Here is a 26,460-nt window from a genome sequence, read left to right as displayed (position 1 = left end):
GTGGCCGACGAGGGCGACAAGGTCCGCGACATCGCCACGGTCATCGGCCGAAGGCTGGGCCTGCCGGTCGAGTCGGTGCCGGCCGAGACCTTCGGTCCCCTCGGCCAGATCTTCGCGAGCGACCAGCCCTCGTCCAGCGTCCACACCCGGCAGGCGCTCGGCTGGGAGCCCAAGCACCCCGGCCTTCTGGAGGACCTGGAGAACATCCAGCCCTGACCGGCGACCGGGCCGTCCGTGCGGCCCCCCTGCCGCAACGCCGCCGCCCGCCGGGCAGGCCGTCGCTCACGGCGGCCTGCCCGGCGGGCGGCGCCACCAGCGTGGTGAGCGTCAGTGGCGCTGCCAGGGGGGCGTCGCCGTCGTCCTCGAAGGCTCCCGCGAAACCGGCGTTGACGGTCGAGTACAGGATGCTGTGGACCCTGTCGACGCGCCGCTCGGCGACGGACCGGTCCTGTCTGACGCCGGGCCGGCCGGTCTCGGGCCGGCCGGTCTCGGCGCCGATGAGGGTCAGCGCGATGGGGCCGCCCCCGGCCTCGCGGTTCCCGCGGTTCCCGCGGTTCTCGCGGTTCTCGCGGTGGTGCTCGGCGGCGAGCAGGGCCGGTTTCCCTGCGTACCCGTACAGGTTGCGAAGGCTCTGCGCGTTCGGCCTGGTCTCCCCGGCGCCGAAGGTGAGCACCAGCGGATCGAGGCTGTACGCCTCCTACAGCGCGCCGTCGTCCGCCCCGATCACCACCGTGTTCTGCGCGGGCGGGGTGCCCCTCCGGACAGGAGCCGGGACGGCAGACGCGGGACGCGTGGGCGCGGGAGGTGCCGGAGGCGCGGGAGGTGCCGGAGGCGCGGGGACTGCCAGGAGGCCGCCCAGCACGGTCTCCAGGCCGTCCGCCAGCTTGCCGGACCTGTCGACCGGCAGCATTCCGTAGAGGCCGCCGGGGACCGCCACGCGGACGGTTCCGTGCGGGCCCCTGATGACCGCCGTGACGTCGAACCGGTAGATCCGATACTTGCGCTGGCCCTCCTTGTTGCGCTCGTCGGTGCCGCCGATCGCCGCGGTCCGGCCCCTGTTGTCGAGCCAGCTCCTGAGCACCGCCGGCATGCGGTCGAAGACCTGGTGATCGTCCGCCTTGCCGCCCGTCTCGGGGCCCAGCACGAACGTCCAGCCGCTCTCCTCCTCGCTCTCGTGCTTGGGCTCCTCCTCGGCCTGCACATAGGTGCGCTGCTTGATGAGCGTCCCCTCGGGGGAGCCGAGGATCTCGGCGCGGTCGAGGTCGAGACCGACGACCGCGGTCTCGGAGCCGACCGGGAGCTGGTAGCTGTGCCGGAGCAGTTCCACGATGTGCGGCCGCAGCATGGTCGCGCCGGCGTAGTGGCTGTAGCGCAGGCCCGCCCGGGTGGTGAAGTCCAGGCCGTCGATGTACGGCGGCTGCTTCACGTCGAGCGTGGGCACGGTCCGCTGGCGTACCGCGGTCATGCCGGCCCAGCGCTCGATCGACGCGGCGGCGGGCACGGCCCACGGGTGGAGGTTCTCCAGCAGCGCCTTGGGCGGCGCGGTGGGGCGCGCGTACAGCGGCAGTTCGGGCTTTTCCTTTGGCTTCCTGGGCTCCTTCGGCGTGCCCGGAGGCGGCTTCCGCAGCCGGTTGCGCGGCGCCGGCGGCGGCGTCGCCCAGCTGACCTCGGTCTCGCGGTGCTTGGTGAGGTCGACGGGTTCCGGGCGCGCGTCGGTCTCGACCGTGAGGTGCCGGGGCACGAGCAGCCGTACGCTGCCGCCCTTCACCAGCGGGCTGTTCCTCTTCACGCCGTCCCCCGCGTCGTGCCAGGCGAAGACGCGCCGGCTGCGGACCGGCTTCCCGGTGAACAGGCGGACGATGCCGTGCGCGCCGCGCGCCGGGGCGCTGAGGACCTCGGGCAGCTCCGTGGTCGTCCCCATCTCGACCCGGAAGGTGATGCCGTGCTCGAACTCCTCAGAGGTGTCACGGGGGTTGGCGCGGTAGATCCTGACGGTCTTCTCGACCTCGCCGTCCTTCACCTTGCGGGAGGCCCGGTACTCGCCTCCGCCTTCCAGGCCGCCGTGCACCTCGTGGTTCCCGGCGCGGGCGCGGAGGTCGAGGCCGCCGCCGTACTCCGAGCCGGAGCCGGCGGTGTGGGAGTGCTCCTCCTGGTACTCCCCGCGCAGGGTGAGCTTGATGTCGTCGCGGGGACGCTGGCCGTGCGGCGCTGCCAGCTCGGCCGCCGTGACCTTCACCCACAGGTAACGCGTGGAACCGAACGGGGCGGACAGCGGAATCCAGCGTGAGACGCCCTGGTGGGTGAGCGCGTGCCACTCGGTCTGCAGCGCCCCTGAGGAGAAGGCGGAACGCAGTATCCGGGCCACGAGGTTGGGACGGCCGGCGGTGGCCCCGGCCTTCTCGGTGGTGATCACTCCGCGGGCGCGCAGCCGGTCGGTGATCGTCTGGAGGACCTGGTCGGCGCGCAGCACCTCGGGATGTCCGGCGCCCGAGATCAGATCGGGCGACAGGTACGTCCGGGTCGGCGGCTTGCCTGCTGCCTGCCCGGTCCTGCCCGCGGCCTGCCCGGACGCCTCGGCGGACTGCTCCGGCTGCTTCCCGGCCGGCACGGCCTTCTCGGCGGAGAGTTCCGTGCTGCCCGACCCGGCCGCGGCGGGCTCCTCCGGCGGAGGTGTGACCACGATCGCCGGGACCGGCGGCGGCATGATGTCGGAGAGCCGTCGTTCGGGGACGAGCAGGTCCAGGGCGTCGTCCGCGTTGAGGTACCGGGTCTGCTCGCTGAGCGACCCGTTGCGCCAGCGCAGGTACGTCACCTCGAAGACCGGGACGGTGCGCAGCGTGTGCACGTTCCCGCTGTACGTGGCACGGGTGATGTCGATCCGGCCGTTGCTGACGCTCTCCTCGCCGCCCCGGCTCCTGGCGGCCTCCGCGAACGCGAGCGCCGTCACCCGCCCGCCGGGCCCGGAGCCGTGCTCACCCGCCGCGTCCGAGCCGAGCCTGAACTGCGGGCCGAGGGTGCCGGCGAGACCGAGGCTCCATCCGTCGCTGTGCTCCCGTTCGTGGTTCGACACGGCCTGGAGGTAATGCTCGACCTCGACGTCGGGACTGGCTCCGAGGTCGGCGCGGAGGTAGGAGGTCAGCCGCACGCGCAGCGCCTGCTTGTGACGGCCGTCCTTCTCCAGTTCCGTCTCGAGGCCCAGGCTGTGCGTGAGCTCGTCGAAGTGGGAGGCGAGCCGGCCCGGGTGGGCGAGGTCGCGGATCTCTTCGGGCCACGACGCGGGATCGTCGAGCCAGGACTCGGGGAGGCCGTTCTCCTCGGCGTACATGTCCGCGGCCAGTCGGGCCAGTTCGGGCAGCATGTGGAAGGCGGGGTAGATGCCGTGCGTGCCGCTGCCGAAGTCCAGCGGTCCACTGCCCTGGTGCGTGGGCAGGACGGTCGACCGGTCGAAGCCGACGCGGACCGTGCCGTGCGCCTCGGCCTGCTTCAGGGTGACGGGCCGGGTGGGAACGTGCTCGTCGGGGACGGCGATCCGCGCCACGGCCTTCTGGCGACCGCTGAGGTAGGAGGGCTTCTTCGTATCGGGAGTGACCGTCCACCGCACGGTCAGCTCGTAGCGGTGCTCGTCGACCCTCGTGTTCGTCTCGGTGCGCCGGTAGCCCTTGGCGAGGCCGCTGAACTTGTCCTTCTTCCCCTTGGACCGGGTGATCAGCGCGCGGACCAGACCGAGCGAGAGCCGCACCGGCGGGGTCGTGATGTGCAGCGCGCCGAGGTCGAACTCGTGCTCCGGGATCGCGAGTCGGGCGGCGCCGCCGAAGGCGAAGCGGCGCCTGCTCCCCCTGCCGCGCTCACCGGCCTGAGCCGTGCCGGCGACGGCCCGGGCGTTGACCTTCATCGGGTAGTTCTCGCCGGTGGCCTCGGGGTCGTCGGCACCGGCCGGGTCCGCCATCGGGTTGGGGCCCTCGATACGGGCGCCCCACCGGGCCTGGGCCGAGACCTTGTAGCGGTGTCCGCCGACCTCGATGGTGCGGTGGATGCCGAGGAATGCCTGAACCGGGTCGGCCTCGAGGGCGGCGCGGCCGTAGAACATCGCCAGATCGCGGTCGGCCCCGGCCCAGTCGCTGCGCGCCGCCCCACGCTTGCCGACGGCCTTCGCATGGTGCTGCGCGATGGCGTCCCGCAGGTCCTGCTGGAGCGTCTCGGTGCCCGGGAGGGCGATCGGCATGGCGAAGCCCAGCCCGCGCCGCGAGGCCAGCGCGAGCGGCTCACGCGGGTGCGGCTGCGGCAGCTTCTCGCCCCGCTTCGGCAGGGCGAACCGGAACGGCGACCGGGTGGTCGGCGTCTTCTTCCGCCTCGGCGGGGCGGGCTGCGCGAAGACCATGTGCCGCGGCGCGGCGCTGCCGCCGGAGACGGGCCGCAGGTCGGCGGTCCAGCCGGAGCCGACGGTCCGGGCCGCGAAGTGTGCCGCCTCCCGCTTGGGCACGCTGACTTCGGACTCCGTGACGACGTCGACCGGCTGCACCTTGTGGGTGGAGGACTCGACGGTCGCCACGAGCCGCATGCCGGCCCGGTAACGGGACTGGTGGCCGAAGACGTTGAGCACCGTGTGGCTCATGTGGCCGCTCTGGAGGACGTGGCCGGCGGTGCGGTCGCTGATGAACATGGCGTTGGCGGCCGGCGCGAGGCCCTTCGCCTCGAACCCGTGCCCGTGGGAGCCGCCTTCGTGCGCGGAGCCTTCCCCGTCGCCCCCGCCGTGCGTGCCTCCGGCGGTGCTCCCGGGACTCAACGCGTCCACGCCGCCGCTGATGCCCGCGGTGTTGTATCCGGCGCCGAGGCCGGCCACCGACGCTCCAGTACCGGCCGCCGTGGTGGTGGTGCCCGCGCCGATGTCGTCGCGGGTGCCGACGTTCGTGTCGCCGACGTACTGCAGGCTGTCGAACGTGCGGTGCAGGCGCAGGTGGCCGCGGAACGTCCTGCCCAGCGGGCTGCTGACCTCGATGGGGTTCGAGCTGTCCCCGCCGGACCACCACAGATAGCGGTTGCGGGCGGTGGGCTCGGTCAGGAAGCCCTCCTTCCCGTCCATCTTGGCCCCGTCCATGATCTTCTTCACGGACGCCGGGGGCAGCCCGGCGGCGATCATGTTCTGGTGCAGTCCGGCGATGACCGGCGTCAGATCGACCGCGTTGAGCAGTTCCCGGGCCTCGGACGGCGCCTTGCGCGGCTTGCCCGGACGCGGGGCGGCGGGCGCCGCCAGGTCGGGACGGAGCTCGTCCGCGCCGGTGTACGGGGTGGGGATGTCGAGGTGGATGCGCTCGGGCACGGTCACCCGGCGGCTGGGCGGGGTGGCCTCCTCGCCGTTGACGAAGACGCGCATCTCCAGCCCCGACAGGAAACGCCTGAAGTCGTTGATGAAGGGTTTGCGGCCGGAGAGCACGACCCGCTGCCAGGCGTTTTCCCGGCTCTTCGACGACCCGACCACGAACTGCGGTGCCGCCACCGCCGCCGCGGACGCCGCGGCGCCCGCCCCCAGGCTGAGGGCGGTGAACAGGATGGTGTCCGCGCCGTACCGGGTCTCGTGGCCGCTCTTGCCCCCGGTCGCCGTCGACCCGAAGCCGACCGGGTACTCCTTCACGTCCTTCTCCGGCAGGGCCAGCGGCGTCAGGCCACTCGGCACCGGGCGCAGCCACACCAGCCGGCCCGCGACGACGACCATGCGCCCGGCCGCGAGCAGGTCGTCCCACTCCTTCGGCGTGCCGGCCAGCAGCAGGTCGCGGACCGCCCCGCGGATGCCCGCGCGCAGTTCGGCGTCCCGGCCGGTCGCGGGCAGGAGGAGACGCTGACTGACCCGGCCCGCCCACAGGGTGGCGTCCTGCGGTGTGAACTCCACCTCCGCGATCGAGTCCGGGACGACGGTCTGGCCCAGGGCGCCGTGTGCGACGTACCAGGGGAACTCGTCGGCAGGCGGCGGCTGTTCTCCCTCCGGAGGGGTGACGGTGATCTCGGGGACCGCCGGGGCTTGCGGTGGGGATGCCGACTGAACCGCCGCCGGCTCAGGCACCGCAGGAGTGGACACCAACGGCCGCGGCGCTCCGGAGACGCCGATCGCGTTCCGGTACTCCGGCGCGGGGTAGGCCGGCTGCCGTGCCGGCACCCCGGTGACGGGTGTCTGCTCCTGGGGCGAGCGACCCTCGGGCAGCGCGGAGACGAAGCCCGTGGGGCTGCCGTCGGGGCGCTCGTGGGTGTGCAGCCGGGCCGGCTCGTTCCGGGTGGCGGGGGTCACCGACACATCACCCGTGGGCAGGTGCGCCGCGAGGCCGGTGGCCTGCTCGATGCGGCGTGCCACCGCCCGCACTTCCTCCTCCGTCGCGCCGGCCTTGCACGACGTCACCAGGATGTCCGTGGCGTCCGCCGGGAGCCGGTCCCTCATGACGGCCAGCAGACCCTCGGTGGCGAAGTCGACGGTCCGGCCCTTCTCCGCGGCGCCCCGGAAGCCCTCACTGGTGCCGTGCGAGCCCCACACGGCCACCCTCGCGCCGGGTGGCAGGGGAAGCCTGCGCCGCGTTGTCACCAGCCGGCCGTCACCGTCCCGCCGCCATTGGACGTACTCCCGCATGCCGGGCACGTCGCGGTGTGCTTCCCGGCGCGCCGCGGCGTCGCCGCCGGTGAACGACGTCAGTCCCGCGTCCCGCCCGTCGCGGCCCTTGAGCTTCTCCACCTGCACCAGCGAACGCAGCAGATGCCGCTGCGGATCGGCGATGGCCCCGGCGGCCAGCATCCGCTCGGCGGACTCGCGGGTCATCCGGACCGGAACGGGGTGCGCGATCGGTACGTCCACCTCGGCTCGGGGGGCGTGGACCCCCATGGCGTGCGCGACGGTGTCGCGCTTGTGGCCGACCAGTCTCAGGTCGAGGGTGAACTGCACCAGGGCCGACGGCCCTTCGAAGAACAGAACGGCGTCGTTTCCGGCGGTCCGCTGACTGCTGTCGCCGGTCTCACCGCCGGCCGAGCGGTAGGGCGCGGGCTCGTAGTCGTGGTAGTGGTGCTCCCCGAAGTTCATCCAGGCCGGCAGCGGCGCACCCTGTCCGCCGGTGGTGTGGGCACCTCCCTGGGTGCTGGCCTCCCCACCCTGACTCTGCCGCATGGTGCCGCGGGCGCCGCCGGCCACCGCCTCGAACTCCGCCGCCTCACCCGCGCCGAGCACTTCGCCGCCGGTGAGGCGCGCGTGCACGGTGACGTCCAGGTCCTCGGTTCCGAGGAGCCTCTTGACGAACGCCTTCGGCAGCGGAAGCCCGGTGGCGGCCAGCACGGGCAGCGCCGACTCCAGCCACTCCGTCGAGACTCCCTCACGGCTGATGTGCGCACCCGCGGTGCCGGTGGTGCCGAAGTCCGGCGAGGCGCCCAGCTTCCGGGCCAGGTCGACGATGCCTGCCCGCACCAGCGGCGCTCCCTTGAGGCCGTTGGCCTGTGCCTCCCAGGGCAGCCGTGTTCCCGACGCCCGCCACCGCGCCAGCGGGACCGGCGGTGCGGTCCGGTTCCCCGGCGCGGGCAGGGCCCGCGGCGGGCGCAGCCCGGCGAGCGCCCGCAGGTCCGACTCGGGGATCCGGAACCGCAGGTAGCGGTCGTCCTCGGCCGGGGAGCCGTCTTCCGCGGCGGGGGGCGGCGTCAACTCCACCGAGACGATCGGCTCCGCGTCCTCCGGCGGCCCCCCGCGGTACAGTTCCAGCCGCGCGGACACCGGGATGTGGAGCCGGACCATCCCGGCCTTGCCGGGAATCCTGGTCGTCACGCCGGTCACGAGGGCCCGGCGCACCGTGTCGGCGAGGGACCGCCGGCCGGACGCCCCGACGAGGGGTAGTCCGGCCACGGTGCCGGAGTTCTCCGAGAGGGCGCCGACGACGACCAGCGGGATGTCGAGGCCCGGCCCCCGGTCCTCCGCCTCGGTGGACGAGTGGTCGAGCACGGCCGTGGTCGCGTAGCCGATCTGGCGCGCCCGCGTGGGACGGCTGTCGAAGGTGCCGTCCCGCCGGTCCAGCACCAGTTGTGCCCAGTAGGCGTCCCGGCCCTTGCTCTGCCGGAACAGCTCCACACCCGCACCGCCGTCGTCGAGTCCGGCCAGCAGTCCCGCGGCACCGTCGAGCAGTGTCGCGAGGCGCACGGTGTTGCGCCGCCTGTCGTCCAGCAGTCGTGCGGGCAGCAGGTCCTCGGTGGACTTCTCGCCGAGGGTTTCCAGCAGCTTGCCCCTCAGCGCGGGCAGCAGCCGCCCGAAGCCGGGCAGCTTCTCCACCACGCCGAGCCCCAGCGGCAGGCCGGCCGCCAGCACGAGCCCGGCGGCGGGGTCGGCCGGCACGGGCCCGGCGGCGGGCTCGGCCGGCACGAGCCCGGCGGCGAGGTCGGCCGGCACGAGCCCGGCGGCGAGGTCGGCCGGCACGAGCCCGGCGGCGAGGTCGGCCGGCACGGGCCCGGCGGCGGGGTCGGCCGGCACGGGCCCGGCCGGCGTGCTCTGCGCCGCGGTCGCGGCAAGGGCGTCGCTTTCCTTCACCGCCCCGGTCGGCACCGCGGTGGACGGCAGCGGAGCGGCCGTGCGCCCGGCCGTGTCCCCGGTCCTCGCCGCGGCGGTGGCCTCGGGTGCCGACGGAGCGACACCCCGCGCCCGCAGGCGCTCGTCGACCTGCGGGCCGAGGCCCAACTCCCGCGCGTGCTCCTCGGTCACCAGCGCGGCGACCGCCCGGGACAGCAACCGGCCATCGGTACGCAGCTGTCCGGGACCCATGCCCACCTTCGCCTCGGCGGCCACCAGGACCTCCAGGTCGCCCTGGACGAGCACCAGCCGCTCGTCGGCGTCTGTGAAGCCGATCCGGTCGACCGCCCCGAGCGAGGCGAGCGAGTCCTGCGAGGACTTACCGCGGCCGTAGCCGGGGACCAGGCCGCTCAGCACGAACGAGTCGTCGGAGGGGCTTCCGGCTCCGCCGCTCATCAGCGAGAGCATCATCGACCTGCTCGCGCCCCGGACGCCGACCGCCAGGTGTCCTCCGGTGATCCACCGCTCGGTGGGCGGCCCGTCGACCACTTCCACCACCGTGGGATTGAGCACATGGAAGCGGGTGCCGACGGCCCCGGTCAGCGTGCCCAGCCTGCGCTGGTAGCGCAGGTCGTCGACCACCCAGGCGCCGTTCGTCCCACGCGCCAGAGCTACCGGGAGCGAGTCCGGGCTGAAGTCCTCCTCGATCCACAGCGCGGGGTCCAGGGCCGGCACCGCGAACGCCTCGTCGCCGCCCGCGGCTTCGGCCAGCAACTGCTGCGCCAGCTCGCCGATCTCCACGCCGTCGCCCACGATCTCCAGGGCGAGCCACTCCTTCAGTGCCCGCTTGCCGGGAGCGGGGGCCGCCCACGCCGGGTCGTGCATCTGCGCGATACCGCTGAGCTCCGGCACCGGTGTCGCGACGGTCCGGGCGGCGATGTGCGGCAGGTGCCGCTGGGCCATGGAGAACGTGAGGGCGGTCGAGGTCGTCAGCCGTGCCGGAACCGGGTCCATGTGCAGCGGCCGCACGCCGTCCGCCGCGCCCGGGGTCGCGCCGGTACGGGCGATCGTCGTCACCGACGGTGTCTGCCTGCCCGGCCGGCCCGGCAGCAGCCGTCGCCGCCACGTCCTGGGGAGCCGGACGGAGGTGACCTCCACGTCGAAGGCCAGCGAGGTGTCGAACGCGCTCGTGGCGCCCGACCCGGTGGTCAGCCACTGGCCTCCCGTGTTCGCCCCCGCCTGGCCGGCGCGGACGCGGGACATGCCGAGCGCCGCGGCGAAGGTCAGGTACAGGTGCCCGGGGACGGGCTTGACCGACACCGTTCCCACCAGCGAGACACCGTCCTGGCCGCTGCCGCCGCTGTGCACGCTCTGCGCCGACCCGGCGGCCCTGCGGCTGTTGAAGTCCTCGATGTCTCCCCCGTACCGGGGTTCGGTGACCAGGCGGCCCCTGACACGCACCAGGACGTACTCGTTCACGTTCCAGTCCTTGCGGCGCAGCCGCACCGGGATGCCCCGGCCGAGGAAATGACCCTTGCGCGCGCTCAGGCTGGAGGGCGACAACGTGGTGGTCAGGGCCCGGTGGTTACCGCGTTGCCGGGCCAGGTCGAGCACGGAGTCCCAGCGGTCGGCGTGGTTGGCGTCGGCGAAGCCGGGCAGGATTCCGGCCAGCCGGGGGTCGCTCGCGAACAGCTCCTCGATCCGCTGGACCAGCTGGGCGGTGTCCACTTTGGACAGTGCCACGCTCGCGCTCATCGGCCCGAACGGCAGGAAACGCTCGTATCCCGGATCACGCAGGAAGGGCGGGACCGCCGAGAGGTCGCCGGGCACCTTCAGGCCCAGCGACAGCGCCTCGTCGGGACGCAGGCTCAGCCAGGCGGTCACGTCCTTGTACACCGGCCCGTCGCCACGCCCCGCCCGCATGGCGGTGGAGCGTGCGCCCGTGCCCTCCACCCGGATCCGCACCCGGGCCCGGTAGACGATCCGCTTGCCGGTGATCTGCTTGCTGTACGAGGAGGTGGCAGCGGACGCCGAGTAGATCGTCCGGTTCGCCACCGACGACGCTCCCGGCCGCAGGGCCAGTCGTACCCGGGGGCCGCCGGCCATGAGCCCCAGGCCGACGGCCGGACCGAGTCCGAGGTCGCCGCCGACGGCGCGGCTGGTGTCCACCGCCCGCTGCCTGCTGGACTGCCGGCCGGGACGGGACATCATGTCGTCGATGGGGAAGACGGGGGCCATCCTGACGATGTCCGCACGCGCCCGGTAGGCGCCCAGCACGCTGTGGTCGGCGCTGACCAGGTCCTCGGAGTCGGTCCAGCCGTCGAAATAGGCGGCCAGGTCCTCCTGCAGACGGTGCGCGGTGCCGGCGCCGAACGCGGGGGACCTGCCGCGGGCTCCGGGCGCGGTGACCGCGGGGTGCGTCACCGAACGGATGGCGTCGAAGAGTCCGCCACCGCCCTCGTACTGGCCGCCGACGTCGGTCACCGCGAGCACGTCCAGCGACTCCGCGAGCCGCACGGCGCGCGCGAGGTCGGCGGACAGCGGCTCCAGCGGGGCGTTCCAGGGCCGGACGGCGGCCGGGACGAGGTGCTTGACCGGCACCCGGGCGGTCACCGTGCCGCTGCTGTTCATGGTCCGGGGCGCGCCTGCCCCCGCTTTCTGCACCCGCAGCGTCAGGGTCACCTTGCGCGGGACGTCGACAGTGCCGCCCGTGCTGGCCCGTAGGTGCGTGTTCATCACCGTCTCCTCGACCGTGACCTGCCGCGACGTCTGGCCGAACGCCAGGTTCACCGCCGCGGTGCCGCCCGCGAGCAACCCCGGTACCGGTGTGGGCAGGAGGAGGGTGGCGGCCCCCTTCAGTCCCCAGCCGTCCGTCGACTTCTGCGAGCGCGAGGTGGCCGACACGGTGGCGTGCGCACCCGCCACTCCGGAGGTGTCCGCCTGGTCCTCCTCGGTCAGGACGATCAGCGGCCGGTTCTCGTCGTGGGCGCGGGCGAGGGAGACCGTCACGTCGTACCAGCCGTCCCCGCCGCGGACCTGGTACGGGACGCCCTCGCCGAGGTGGGCCTCGGTGCGTGCCTCCAGCTCATCCACGATCGGTTGGGGGTCACCGCCGTCGGTCAGCGACCTCACCCGGTCGGAGACCCACTCCAGCCTGGAGCTGTCCAGGCCGTACAGATGGACCTCCCCAGGGGCGTGCATCCGCTCCAGGTAGGGGGGCAGCCGGTAGTGGCCGGCCGGCCGGGTGACGGGCGCGGTGGTGGCGGTGTCCTGGGGCGTCTCGGTCCGCTGCTGCGGGTGCGTGTCCCGGGCGTCCGCCCGGTCACCGGGCGCCTGGCGGGCCGGGGCGGGACGCGCGACGGCCCGGTCACCGGTCACATCGAGAGCCGGGGAGGGAGGCGGTGTCTGCGTCGGCCCGCTCTCTTCGGCCTGCCTTTCGTGGACGTCGGTGCCGTTGCGGTAACGGGCGTCGGGATAGGCCGCCTCGGCGTCGGGGGCGGCCATCGCCTGACCGATCTGACCGGCCGGGACGGCCGCGGGGGTGGTCGTGGCATCGGCGGGTGGCATCTGGAAGTGCCACCCGGATTCCTGCGCTTCGGGCCGGCCGGCGCCCTGCCTGAGCACGGTGCTTGTCTGCTGGATCGTGTGGTCCCCGACCACATCCGGCGGACCCCCCGTCAGACCGGCTTCCCGTGCCACCGGCGCACCGGCGTAGCGCGTGTACCCGGTCCGGGCGGGCCAGGCGTCGTCTGCGTCCGGCCCGCCGATCCGCAGCCACGAGTCCGCGGGTATCGATGCCGTGAGTCCATCGTCATCGACCGTGCCGTCGCCGTGCCGGAACACCTCGGTGCCGACAAGCTGGGACGACGGCAGCTCGATCTCCCCGGGCAGGTACTCGTCGGTGACGGTGAGGTGAACCGGCTTGCCCAGGGCAGTGGTCACACCGTTGGCCCACTTGAACACGGCCGGAGGGATGTCCGCGCCGGGATACACGACCACGAGCGGTTTCTCCGGCGACCAGCCCAGGTGGGACATGAGCGCGGTGAACTCCGGAGCACGCAGGGGACTGCTGCCTTCGAGGCCGAAGACAGCCGGCACACCCCGGGCACCCGGCACAGCCTTGACGACGAAGGCGTCGTCACGCCCGAAGCGTTCGCGTACGCCCGCGGCGTCCCACTCCTGCACCGATCCGCCGGCCTCCTTGAGGAACGCCACGGCGTCCGGCTGCCGGGCCACGAAGATCCGCCCGAGCGACGCCAGCGGCTCCAGCTGCGGCACATCGTCCGGCACGGGCCAGCCGACGCTTCCATGGGCGCCCGGTTGCGCGCCCCGGCCACCGAACCAGGCCTTGACGGCGAAGGCGGCCAGGGCCTGCTCACGGTCGGCCCTCCGCCAGAAGATCGTGTCCAGCATCGCGCGCACGCGCGCCGTGTTCCTGGGCGTGTCCGGTTCGAACACGACGACGTCACCGGACTGCCGCACCCCGTCTGCGGGGTATCGCACCCGCTGCACCAACTCGGCGTGCGCGTCGATCGGGTCGTAGCTGGGCGGTTGCCAGGCGGGGTCGTCCGCCAGCCGCAGAGCGGCGTGCACCAGCCCGAGCGCGACCTTGACCCCGACCTGGATCTCGGCCTCGTCCAGTTGTCCGTCCTGCAGCCGGAACTCGACGTGGTCCGAGCCGACGCCCACGACGTTCTCGAAGTTGAGTGCGTCATAGTGCTCGGTGGGGAGCCAGTGGTCCGGAACTGCCCCGACGGGGGCGGTTCCCTCGGGCCCGTCAGACGCCTTCGGCGGCAGGGCCTGGGCGTAGGTCAGGCCACGGTGGGCCTGGGCACGCGGGTTCATCGCGAGCCTGCCCAACGCGCTCTGGTGGCCACGGAACAGATCGGTCAACGCGAGACGCTCTCGCGTACCCGTGCCGAACTGGCGCGTACTCACGTGGACATGCGCTCCCGCAGCCGGCGTGATGATCCCACCGTGGTCACGGATGATGCGCGTCGCGGTCGCCAGGTCCTCCCACGTCCGCCGGCTGTCGCGCAGCAACGGAGAGACCAGTTCGGCGCCGATCGATGCGTCGCCCTCCAGGACCCAGCCGTTCCTGGTCTCCTGATAGCCCCCTTCCTGGGTCTGCGCGGTGTGGTGACTCCCGAACTCCCGCTGCGTGGTGAGCCCGGCCGCACGGAGCCTGTCGGTGATCTCCTTGAGCGCCGAGAACCGCTGCCCGCGAGTGAAGTTCTCAGGGAAAGTGAATTCGATCTCGACACCGAACACCAGACCGCCGCGGTCCGGGTCGGCCAGACCGCCGGTGGCGTCCTCCAGCATGTACGGAACGGGCGACTCACCGCGCTCCAGCCGCGCCACCACCTGATCGGTCGCCTCGTCGACCAGCCCGGGACCCGACGCGGGCGCGGCCCCCGTCAGAGACCACCACTCCCGCGCGTGATCCCGCACAACGGATGCCGGAATCCAGACCGTCGAGGCGCCGTCGGCGCCGAGGGCCGGCAGGTGTGCGGGCAGGCGATGGCGCACAACGTCGTACAGCGTCGCGTCGGCTTCCACGAGGGAGGGGTGCCCATGTGGGTGCGGCGCGGCGGCGTTCAGCGAAGGGTCGAGCGGAATACGGATCGCCGGGGCATCGTCCTGCCCGTCCGGTACGAAATACATCCCCTCCCATCCCGCGACCAGCGTGTACGACGCGCTCGCGGCGCGCTGGAAAGCGGCAGTCCCCGTGTCCCTCTCGGCGACCCGGCCGATCCACCCGCTCCCCCCGTGCAGGAGCGCACCCGCCGGATGGACGAAGTGATCGTCGAACCGCACCCACCCCTTCGACGAGAGCGGCGACTTCCAACCGGGGGTCTTGATCCGGCCCCGGTCACTGACCTCGTACCTGAAGGGGACGCTACGGGACGATGACAGACGCACGTACGGGAACCACTGTTCCGGGGTGTCACCCGTACGTGTCGGCACGTCCTGCGCCGGAATCTCGACGAGACCACCGCGACGTAGGTCCGACACAGCCACCGTACGACCGAGCGGCCACCCCATCTCCAACGGGTCCGCACCCGTGTCCGGCGATCCATGTGTTCCGAAGTCCTTCGACTCCAGGGGCCCTGCCGCCGCACTCTGGTCATCGAACTCCGCCAGGCTCGGCGCTGGTTCCTCGCGATGAGCCTGGGGAGACTCCGGTGCGGCACCGGACGACGAGTACGGCCGCGGTTCCTCTGCCTCGGTCTCCGCAGAAGATGCCTTCGGTGCACTGTTCGCGGAGGATGAGACGACAGCCGTCCCGACGTCCGGCTTGGCTTCCGCAGCGGAGGTCACGGCCCGGACCGCGTCGAGCGCGTCCTGCGGCGGGGCCGTGGGCGCCTCGGTCGTCTCCAGCACCTCGTAGGGGTCGCCCTTGACGTCGGTTGCCGGCCGGTCCGACACGGGGACGAGGTCGGTCGGCGCGGCATACCTGACCTGCGGCCGGCTCGGGTCGTGGGCCAGCGGGGTGAGGTCCCTGGCCGAGGAGTTCGCCACCCGCACCACGACACGGCGCCACCCCGGCGCCACCTGCCCCAGCGCCTCCAGGGCCGCCTCCTCGTCGGGCCACACCTCCTGGAACCGGCGGGCCGCCAGCCCTGTCAGGTCCGCCGCGGCAACCTGGTCCGGGACCGGGACGGCGTAGTACCCGGGACGGTTCACGGCAGGCAGCAGCGTCAGAGCCTCTGCCGTCATACCCGCGTGTACGGGGATCTGGCCGCCCAGGAGCTCGACGACATCCGGAGCGAGGTCATGCATCTGCTCGCGGATCTCGGAGTACTCACTGCTCCCGGGCGCAACCCCCGTCGCATCATCCAGCAGTGCCGCCAGGTCCTCGTCCTGCGTCAGCAGTGGCGGAAGCACCGGCGTGCCGTCGGGTTCCATCGCCCGGTCGATCATTTCGCCGACCAGCCGCTTCAGTTGCTCGGTCCGCTTGTCCGGACGCAGGTCCTCCAGGCCGGAGCCCAGCAGCGGACGGTGGGAGTCCTCGCTGAACAGGTACAAGGCGTGGACATGCGCCTCGTCCAGACGGTCCAGCGGAAGACCCTGACCGGCACCGCCCCAGGCACGGGTCGCGGCGTGCCGGGCCGTCCACTCCGCCGCAGAGACCGCCGACCGCCACTCCGGCGGAACCGGCGGAAGCTGCTCGGCAGCCGCCAGCAGACGCACCGCCTTCGCCAGACCGTCCCGCACCTTGAGGCTGCCCGCCGGGTGTCCGGAGGACCACCCCGGGGGATCCTCGGCGTAGTACCGCCAATGGGGCGGACGCAGACGGTCCGCCAGGTCCCCCGCGGGCAGCCCCTCACGGGGTGCGAACACCGTGTCCGCCAGACCGTACAGGTGCACCCCACCACCGGCCAGCGCCGCACGCAGCGCGGCCTCGTTCCGGCTCATCCCCGACGCCCTCAGATCCGCCAGCAGGTTCACCAGCGGATACTCCTGGCTCAGGCCCCAGCCGACCACACCCTTCACATACGCCGGGAACTGGTCACTGGGCAGCTTCAGCGACCGGTACATCTCGTAGAACCCCCGCGTACTGCGGATCGGTTCATCGCTGGTATGGATCCCGCGCTCCGACCGGAGCTCCGCCGTTCCGGTCTCGTCCTCCGCCAGCGAGCTCCAGCTCTCCGGGTACCTCTCGTCCTCGGCGTGCTGGACGACCGCCAACAGGTCATCCAGCGACACCGTCGGGTCCTTGGGATCGAACGGCAGCTCGTAGCCTGGGTCCGCGGCCAGCGCGGTCACCACCTGATGCATCACCGTCCACACGGCCCTGCCCTGCAACAGCCGCTCACCCAGCGCCCGCTCGTACTCCTCCGCCATGTCGAACCAGAGCAGGTCGTCCCCGAAGCGGTAGCGCCCCGACTGACCGGCGAAGTACGGATCGGTCACGTTCCCGGGAGCCGGGAGCGCCGCGGCCCGCGGCCTGAACTCCACGAGTTTGGCCTCCGGCTCCGCACCCCAGCCCGGATAGAAAGCCAGGAAGTCGTTGTCCGTCGTGTTGCCGACGGCCATGTTCCCGGCGAAGGCGACACGCTGAGGGGGGTGCTGGTCGACGGACAGCTGAGCCACCGGCACCGCACCGGGGCGCTCAGCACCCACCGAGCACTCCCACTGCACCAACGGGGTGTCATCCGGTATCCCCGCCGCTGCCAGCCGCCGAGCCACCGCGCTGCCGAACTGTGAGCCGGGCACCGACTTTCCCCAGCCGAAACGGCCCACCACGAAGATGGCGTGCTTGGAGCCGTGCGCCGTGTCCATCACGAACCGGGCCGGGCCGCCCGTCTGTCCCGCCGAGGCCAGCGGCCAGGCCTGGAGTGGGCCGAACTGCTTGTTCACCGAGTCGTAGACCTTGAAGCCCTTGGCATCAGGGAAAGCCGTGAGGTGCTCCCTGCGGTCAGCGAGGTCCCGCAGACTGTGGCTCTCGAAACCGATCAGGACCCCCTGCTTGGTCCTGATCTGGCGGAACAGGATCTCGTTGTTCCAGGGGACCGGTGAGTGCGGACGCGGTTTCTCGGTCGCGATCACATGCGCGTACCACTGTCCTGTTCTCCCGGCCCTTCGGTAGCCGACGGGCTTGTCGACCGACAGGAGGAGCGCAGCAGGAGACTGGACCGAGCGTTTCCACGGAGCCAGCGAGAAGATCGCCGTCTTCCGCAGCGACAGGTGATTCCTCACCTCCACCAGCACCGGATGCGACCCGTCGGGCATCCGCTTGGCGAACTCGTGCAACTGCTCCTCGGCGACCGCGAGATCCGACGTCCCTCGCTCGAACGGCGGTTTGATCATCATCTGGCCCTTGCCCACGCCGGGCTTCGCTCCGGCGGACAGGGGAGCGGGCACGAGTGACCAGTAGTACATCGGACCGCTGCCGGCCTCTTCAGCGGGAAGCAGGTCCAACGCCTCCTCGGCCATCGACGCATGACCCCGCATCTCAAGCAGCAGTGCCGGGCCCGCGGCACTGGCGAAGGCTTCGACCGCCGCCTTCACCTCGTCCGGGGAAGCGGCCCGGTCGAGCACGTCCCGGATGTTGCTGTCCCGCAGCATGACCAGCGGCCACGTCGTACGGTCGGCGGGATCCGCCAGCTCACCCACCCTGCGAATGCTCTCCCGCAGCTGTTCGACGTTGAGCGAGGCGAAGAGCCGTGCATCGGGTCCGCTGGCGACCGTCAACGCCATGGAATGCGCCGGCTGCATCCGCTGGAGCGCCGACGGAACCGCCGGATTGCGCATCAGGTCCTGCCACGCCTCGCGGCGTTGCTGCCACAGCTCCTCCGCTTCGGAGCCGCTCGACGGCTGCTGGCCGAGCTTCTGTCCCAGGACTCCCATCGGGTCGGCCCACGTGCCCTTGCCCGCGACGTCCATGCCCAGCAGCGGCCGCGTCGCCTCCGCGTACATCTGCAGATGCGGCATGCGCAACAGCTCGAGGGCGAGTTTGTCGTCCTGCGCCGCCGTGCCCTTGTTCAACCGGTCCTGCGGATTCAGTACACCGTTGATCCATCCGTGGATGCGGGAGAGATCCGTCTGCCACGGATTGGGCTCCATCTGCTGGTCCCACACACCGGCCCGGTGCGAGGCGTCCAGGAACCACTCCCACGGCAGCATGGCACCATCACGCTGTACCAGCCATCCCGCCACCGCGTCCCGGAACAGCAGCGGATCACTACCCGGGTAACGCATATGCCGGTACACGTGCAGAAGCAGTTCCACGAAACGGAGCCGACCGATCTGCTGGGCCGTCAGCTCATCGAATCCACGGTAACCGCGATGCCGCACACCCGCGTCCCACGCGGGCCCCCGCGACTGGGGCCCGGTCGGCATCGGCAGCTGGTGGTCCACCGCGTACGGCAGAGCCAGCCGCTCCAACACCCCCATCGACTGGGCGAGCGGCCGGGGGTCGGTCCCCGTCAACCAACCCTGGATCTCCTTGTCGACGTCGATCCCTGCCAGCGACGGCTTGTCCAGCAGCAGTCGGGTGAAGGCCGCGAAGCGCGGAGTGTCGATGAACCGCCTGCGGGCGTCGAGGATCAGGCAGCGAACGGCGAAGTGCGCATGCCAGTGCATGTACGGGTCGGCGCCCAGTACCCGGGCGACCGCGTTGCCGTACGTGTCCGACAGGGCCAGCCAGCGGTCGCGGGCCCCGAGGAAGAAGGACGGGAACCTCAGGGGGAGGGCAGCCGACGTGTTCGGCGGGGCCTGCCCGGTGCCGGTCGCCGGGCCCGCGACCGCCTGGCCGGTCTGCGCCGGGATGGTCGCGGGGGCGGCCGTGGTACCGGCGGGTGGCGACTGGAGTTGCCACCCGGAGAGTCCGGTGACGAGGCCCCCGGCCGAGCCGTCGCGGATCGCGTCGTCCACGACGGAGGCGATCTTCGCGACCAACGACGCGTCGAGCGGCGGGACCGTACCGGCGGCCTCCTCGCCGTGCGGCACCGTCCGCGTGAGGTCGTGCCCGGACACGGTGGTCTCCTGCGGCGCCGCTTGGGTGGCAGGCGCCTGCTCGGGTCCGGCGGCGCGGCCGGATGCGAGGTCCGCAGGTGTCGCAGTGATCGCGGCCCCGTCGGGGTTGGCGGGGTTGGCGACAGCATTTGCCGTCTCCGGTGTCTGGGACGGTGCCGTGGCACCCATGGGGCTGCTCGCCGGAAGTGAGGCGTTACCCACCTCGAAGTTCGGCTCGGATTCGGCGGGATGAGCGGTCCCGATCGCGCCGAGTGCCTCTTCCATCGGGGCCACGGGCGTCTCGGTCGTCTCCAGTACCTCGTACGGATCACCGTTCGCGTCCGTGGCCGTCCTGAGCGGTCCGGGGATGGGGGCCTGGCCGAGGGAGACGCTGTGCGCGTCCTCCATCGACACGTCGGAGTCGTTCGCCTCCTCGGAGGAGGTCTCCATGGCGGAGTCGTCCGAATCCGACGCCATGTCGACGTCCGAAGCGCTGCCGGTGTCCGAGCTGTCCGTCACCGACGCGGAGTCGGAATCGGTCTCGTCCCCGGCGTAGGGAGCGGTATCGGTCGCCTCCTGGGACTCGTACGGTCGGCCCTCCGCGTCGTACAGCACTCCCCGGACCTTGATGTCGAGGTCCGTCCGGTCCGGGAACAACACCTGTCCCGGCCGCGGATCGGCCGCGCCGAACGCCGTGCGCCGGGCAGAGGAGCCGTCCACCTTCACCAGGACCCGGTGGTGGTGCGGCCCCGGGTTGTTCTCTTCCAGTTCGGCGAGCACCACGGACGGGTCCGTCGAACCCGGCTGGAACGCCGGCAGGGACATCTTGTGGAGTGCGCCCTGCGGAGCCGCGCCCGGCGCCCCTGAGGCCCAGTACCCGATGTATACGGGTCCGGTCGGGCCCACCGCCGGCAGCTTCGTCAGGGCCTCACCCAGCATGGCCAGATGCGACGGGAGGTTCGCCCGCACCGTTCCCGTCAGTCGCTCGCCCAGCGCCAGCAGTTCCGCACCGAGCTGCCCGAACCGCTCGTCCTGAGGGTCGGTGGCCCTCGCCTCGGCCGCCAGTTCCTGGAAGTCCGCATCGGCCTGAAGGAGGTACGGGAAGTCGAGCTCGCCCTGCATCGCGGCGTCGATCGAGTCGGCGATCGCCGCCCCCAGCGGGTCCGTCCCCACAGCCGGAGCGGTCATGAACCGCGGGTCCAGCAGCAGGCGGTCCGGGGTGTGGCCCGCCAGGAAGAGCGCGGTGGTGTGTGCCGGCAGCAACCGGTCCAGCGGCGAACCCGAGTGGTGCCGCGCCCACACGCGCAGAGCCGCGTGCCGGGCCTGCCAACTCCCCGCGCCGACGTGCTGGGACGCACCGTGGGGCACAGCCGGGACGCCGTGGGTTCCCGCCATGAGGTCGAGTGCCGAACGGAGCCCGTCGGGCACCGTGATGTCCCCGGTGATCCGGGACGGCAGACCCGGGTACAGCTGGTGGTGCGGCGGCAGCCATGCCAGGCCGTGTTCGGCGGTCAGATCCTGTGCATCGCCGTCGAACGGCCGCAGGACGGAATGCGCCCAGTCATAGACGTCCGGCGCGTCACCGAGCGCGGCGTCCCTCAGTCGGTCGACGTCCACCCCTCGACCGTCCGTGGCCAGACCGTTGTGAAGGTAGTCGGCAAGGACCTCCATGAGGGTGGCGCCGGTGGACAGCCGCCAGGCGACCACCGCCTTGAGGAGCGGGAGGTGCCCGTCGGGGAAGTCGATGGCGTCATGCGCCTGGAAGAGCGGCTTTATGCTCCGGTAACCGCCCACGCGCACGGGCAGTCCGCGCCGGGCGATGAACGCCGACCGCTCGCCGTCGTCCGCCGCGATCAGGGACAGCTCGGCCGGGTGAACCCGCCGGACCGCGTTGGCGATCGCGGCCATGAGGTCGGCCACCGAGGGCCGGCCACCGGGAATCCTGATCCGGTACTTACCGGAGGCCGCCAGGGCGTCGGCGAACTCCTTCGCGAACCTCCGGACCTCGCGCTGCGACGCCAGCGCGTCGGCGACGGCACGTTCGTGCAGGACCGCCGCCGACTGCCACGCCGGCTTCCGGAACAGGTCGCTCCACAATCCGGACCGGCTGGCGAACGGCAGCCGCGCCGCCTGATGTCGCGTCCCGGCGGCCTTCTCCGGCTGCCGGTCGAACGTCTCCCAACGGGCCTTCTCCCCCGCCCGCCGGTCCTTCGGCTCCTCGACCAGGAACACCCGCGTCTTCCGGTTCGGGGCCTTCGTCGTCACCGTTCCGCCGGACACGTTGAAAGCGACGGTCCTGACCTCGTGGACATGCCCGTCGGCGATCTGCTGAGCCGCGGGCACGACTCCCTCGGCACCACGCGCCGCGTAACAGGAGAACACAAGCTGGGTGGTGCCACGCCCGAGCCCCAGCCGTTCGATCAGCCGGGCTCCCCTCCTGGCGATCGGTGCTCCGCCGAGCTGCCTCACTCCTTGGGGGGTCAGAGCCGCGAACCCTCCCGTTTCGCCGTGCGAGGACCAGACGGTGAGGGCGGGCTTGCCGTCGGGCCGCAGACCGGGGGTGTAAGGAATCGGGAGGAGCTTGCGCGGTCGCCCTGCGAGTTCGTCCTTGTAGACCAAGGAGCCGTCACCCAGGTGGAGCAGGTCCCGCATCTCCTCCCACCGCCCTGACCAGTCGTACCGGCTGAAACTGGCCTCCCCGAACTCGGTCCCGCGACGGTCCCGGACCTCCCGCGTGATGATCGGTTCTTTCCACTTCCGCTCTCCGGCGGGCTGTTCGGCCTCTTCCACCGTGACGAGCCGGTACTCGAGGCCGGTCGCCAGGTCCCGGACGATCTCCTCGTCCGTGGTGGTGAACGTCGGGCGCCTGGGGTGGACCGCCTGGCCGTCGGGGTTTGCGGTGAACGGGCCGTGTTCACGGGCCTCGAGCGGGCGGGCGAGCCTGTACAGCACCGGATGCCCGGAGGCGCGTCGGAGTTTCGCCGCAAGGTCCCTGGTGGCCGCCGGGAGGCTGGACGTGGTCTGGAACAGCCGGGCCTTGGTGAAGGTGCGTCCCGGGGCCGCGTACGCGTGCGCCCCGTGCAGCGGGCCGGGCTCGATCTCGGGCCAGTACAGCGGGCCCTCGGCCTCGGGCAGCAGCTCCACGGTGCCGGCTGCCATGTTCGCGAGCTGGGCCAGCTCCGCCATGAGGTCGTCGGTCGCCAGCGACCGCGCCAACTGCCGCAGTGTGGTGGGCGTGCGTTCATCGGGGCGGTCGATCAGGCTGCGCACCGCCGGCTCACGTCGGAGGACGTGCGGGAGGGAGGACAGGGGCGCGCCTGCGGCCAGCGGCATCAGCCGGGACAGGATCCGTTCCTGAAGCAGCTGCCGGCCCGGCGCCGACTGCGTGGTGATCCGCTCGTCCAGGAACTCGGGTGCGTCGCCCAGGAGATAGAGCGCCGCCGCACCGCCGGGCGTGATACTCCCGTACTGGCGGCGGTGCTTGCGCAGCCAGGCGCGGAAGGCATCCCTGCGGGCATCCGACGAGACCGCGGCGGAGAGCACCCCGTCCGTGACAGCCTTGACGAGGTCGTCCGGGGTGGGGCCGCCGACGGTCTCCGGGGCCAGCAGGCCGGCGGCCAGCTCCGCGAACACGACCTCGTGCGGCAGCCGGCGCAGGGTTTCCCTGAGCGCCGTGTCTCCTGCCAGCGGACCGTAGGCGGTCCTGGACATGGGGTCGAAGAGAAGCGGCACCAGACCGTACAGCTGGGCGGCGTCGACCTCCACGGACGCCGCGGTCCGCACGTCCGGCTCCATCCACCGCGAGCCGTCGGTGTCGAACACTCCCGCCCGCTGGGCGGCTCCGAGGAGCTGCACCAGCGGCGGCGCACCGTCCTGCGACAGCATCCAGCCGAAAACGGCGTCCCGGAACTCCAGCGGGTCCGCTCGGGGAATGTTCAGCCTGCCGTGGACGCGCATCAGCGTTTCCGCCAGCCGGACCCGCTCGGCCTTCTCGGCCGCCCCTTCCCCGGTCACCGGATGGCCCAGCTCGGCCAGGCGGGACTCCAGGGCGGCGTCCCGGTCGACCGGTTCCACCCACTGGGGGTCGTCCGCCGCGAAGACCGGGGCCGCAAGGGCGAGGGCCTCCATCACCTCGGCCTGCGACGGCCCGCCCTTCTGGTTCTTGCTCAGCAGGCGGTCCATCGCCGCGGCGTAGTCGAACGTCTGCGGGTCCTGCGGCGCGAAGAAGTGGCGGAGGTGGTCGGTGTGCCTGGCGGCCAGTGCGTCGACGAGCGCGTCCAGCGCGGAACGCGGCGTCACCACGTCGACCGACATGGCACGGCCGAGGGCGCGTTCGAAACGCAGCGCCGTATCCAGCCACCGCGCCCGGTCCTTGGTGTACACGCCGGGCAGCGTCGGCCTGATGCCGGAGGCACCCGACGGCGCGGTGGCCGACAGGCCGGTGCCGGCCGCCGCCGTCCCCGGCGTGCCGGTGGCGGTGGTCCCCGACGGTCCGCTCTCCTCGACCCGCCAGTGGAGCACCGGGCCCTGCCCGTCGTCCACCGTCTCGCTGGACCGGACGGTGTAGCCGGTGTTCCGGGCGAACGCGGCGGGCCGCGCGTCCGACTCCGGACCGAGGAACGACAGGTCGTGTGCCGACGGGTTGACCACCTCCACCAGGAGACGGGGCTCCGACACGGAGTCCGGCGCGGCGAGCCCGGCCAGTGCGGTGGCCCCGTCCAGACCGGCGCGAGCGTACTTCGGAATCGTCAGACGGTCCGGGACCGACGGATACGCCAGGAACACCGGTCCCCGCACCCGGGGCAGCCGCTTCAGGCCGTCGTCCAGCATCATCAGGTGGTCGGGAAGCTGCGCGTACAGCGGCTCGGCCAGTCTCTCCGCCAGCTCGAGCAGCTCGTTCGCGAGCGGACGGAAGCGCGGGTCCGCCGGATCGGTACGGGCCAGGTCGTCGGCGAGTTCCTGGAACGGCGGCTCGGCCCTGAGCAGCCGCGGGAGGTCGGGCACCGCGCCGCCCAGGGCTTCGGTCACGACGTCACGGATCTCGGCGGTCAACAGGGCCAGACCCTCGGCATCGCTCGGCGCGCTGCGGAACGCCGGGTTGAGCAGCCGCATGTCCGCCGGGCTGGCCGCGAGCAGGTAGAGCGGGATGAGATGCGGGGGCGCCAGCCCGTCCAGCGGGGAGCCGCCGTGGCGGTCGGCCCAGTCACGCATCGCCGCGTAGCGTTCCGGGTCGGCGGAGCCGGGGCCGGTGCCGGACCGGGCGGCCAGCGCCGCCTCGAGGATGTCCTCCGGAACCTCGACACCTCCGGTGGCCTCGGCGGTGAAACCGGGGAAGTACACCTGCCACTGCGGAAGTTCCAGCGCCTCGCGCAGGTTCTCCGGGGCCACGGCGAGCCGCCCCTCCACCAGCGCCGTGCGCGCCCAGTCGTACAGGCGTGCCCCGCCGCCCGCCAGAAGGGTCTCGAACCCGGTGCCGTCGGGTGAGAACCCGGCGTCGTGGAAGTCCTTGAGCATCTCGGCGAGGCGGTACCGGCGGGTGGCCAGCCCCCAGCCGATCACCGCTTCCGCGAACGCCGGGACGCTGCCGTCGGGGATGTTCAGGGACTGGTAGGCCCTGAGCAGTCCGCTGACGCTCCGCAGCTCCCCGGAGCGGCCGAACAGGCCGAGTTCGTCGCGGTAGCGCTGGCGCAGGGCAGGGGTGTCGGCGAAGGTGAAGGTTCCGGGTTCGGGGTGCGCCGCGACCGCGGTGTCGAACGCTGACATGAGGTCGACCAGCGGCGGTGTGAAACCGCCGGGGTCGGCGGGCGTCGCCGCCACGGCGCCCGTCAGCGCCTCCTGGGCCTGCTGGACGACCTCGACAAGACGCGGGTCGTGGGCCAGCAGTGCGCCGAGCCCCTCCTCGAAGCGGAGGGCGGCCTCGCCCCACGCCTGTGTCGGGTAGTGGGCGGGCATGGCCTGGACGGCCCAGTCCGGGGTGGTTTCCGCGGCGTCCGAGGGTGTGTGCGTGGGCGGTTCGGTTTCCGCAGTCTGTTCCGTGGAGGGCATGCCGTCAGGGCCGACGGTGCCCTTCAGCGGGATCCTGACCGCCTTGGCGTCGTGTGCCAAAGCCGGCACGTCCGGCACCAGGTACATCGCCGAGTCGTCCACCACGAGCCGGTACCGCGCGGTTCCGGGAGCCGGGAAATCGGGGTGCTGCCGCAACGCACCCGGATCGGCGACACGGCCGAGCCAGCCGCTGTTCCCGTAGAGCAGCCCGTCGAGCCCGTCCGCCGACTCGTGCACGAAGAGCTTGCCGAACCTGACCCACCCCTGCGACGACAGAACCTTGCCGCCTGGGGCCAGTTCGACCTCACCCGCCGCACCGACCCGGTACGTGACCGGCCGCGACCCGTGCCCAGTCGTTCGCTCATGGACGAACGGCCACTGCGGGGCCTGCGCGGCCTTGCCCTTGCCACCAAGACCGGGCACCTCAGGCACCTCGCCCACGGGCACCTCGTCCAGGTCCCCGACGACACCCGGCCCCTCGACCGTCACCTCACGGCCGATCGGCCACCGCTCCGCGTACGGCTCCTTGCCGGAATCGGGCGATCCGCCGGGCAGACCACCGCCCCACTGCTGTGCGGCTCCGGCGGCGGGAGCGGCATCCGTAGCCGCGGGGACCAGCAGGTCGTCGGGAACGGTGCCCCACCGTGCCTGCCACAGCACGTTCTCCAGCGTGCTCGCGCTCACCGCGGGTTGCCAGTTCTGCTGCTTGGCGTAGCCGACCACGATCCGCTCCAGCGACGCCCAGGTCAGCGGCCCGGTGTCCGGGCTGCCCGGAGCGTTCATCCGCAGCGACTCCAGCGCCCCGAGGCCCCGGATCAGGTTCTGGAACTCGGCGACCCGTGCCGGGTCGGTGTCGATGCGCACGCCGTGGGTCTCGCGCAGTGCCCGCACCCACCGCAGCGCCCGCGTCGTACGGTCCCCCAGCCCGGCGGACAACCCGCCCATGTCGGCCAGCCCGGACAGCCTCCCGGAGCCCGGTTCAGGGGGGAACTCGAGCCACCGGTACACCGGATGGTCCGGATCGTCCATCTTGAACAACCGCGCCGGCAACTGCCCACTCGGGGGCTCCGCCCCGGTCTTCCCATCCGAGGTCCGTACTGTACGGCCGGTCTTGTTCGCCACTGTCTGTGCCCCGGGCGGGGACACCAGCCGGTCCCGTCCCGGCCTCAGCAACCCCACTTCACACCACAGCATGACCAGCGGCGCATCGGGATCCATCAGCTGCAGACTCTTGCGGCGGCGGTGTATCCGCCCGAGTTCGGCGAACGGCACCGTCTGGTTCTGACCCGTACTGCGTCTCGCCACCGCCGCGTGAACGGCATTCGCATGGCCCAAAGAGATGTACGAACCGACGAGAGGCCACGGCAACGGCTGCAACTCGCCCTGCCGGTTGGGGGCCACTCCCGGCAGACCCTCGTAAAAATCGATGTAGTGCTGCA

General features: G+C 72.4%; 1 protein-coding gene and 1 pseudogene (1 of these 2 cut by a window edge). One reads left to right on the top strand and one right to left on the bottom strand.

Annotated features, from left to right (window positions below; all coding sequences use genetic code 11):
* A pseudogene (locus ACWC21_RS10630) lies at nucleotides 1-216 on the top strand (3-beta hydroxysteroid dehydrogenase); the annotation flags it as partial.
* Between the two features lie 481 nt (nucleotides 217-697).
* Here ACWC21_RS10630 and ACWC21_RS10625 read toward each other — a convergent pair.
* On the bottom strand, nucleotides 698-26,460 hold the 3' portion of the coding sequence (locus tag ACWC21_RS10625; RefSeq protein WP_450880205.1) for a WXG100-like domain-containing protein. It continues 13,570 nt past the right edge of the window; the window shows 25,763 of its 39,333 coding nt (coding positions 13,571-39,333); its start codon lies beyond the right edge, outside the window; the stop codon is at nucleotides 698-700.

The sequence above is a fragment of the Streptomyces sp. NPDC001348 genome, assembly GCF_053597535.1.
The sequence above is the reverse complement of the archived record's forward strand: the minus strand, read 5'-3'. Positions and strand labels throughout refer to the sequence as shown.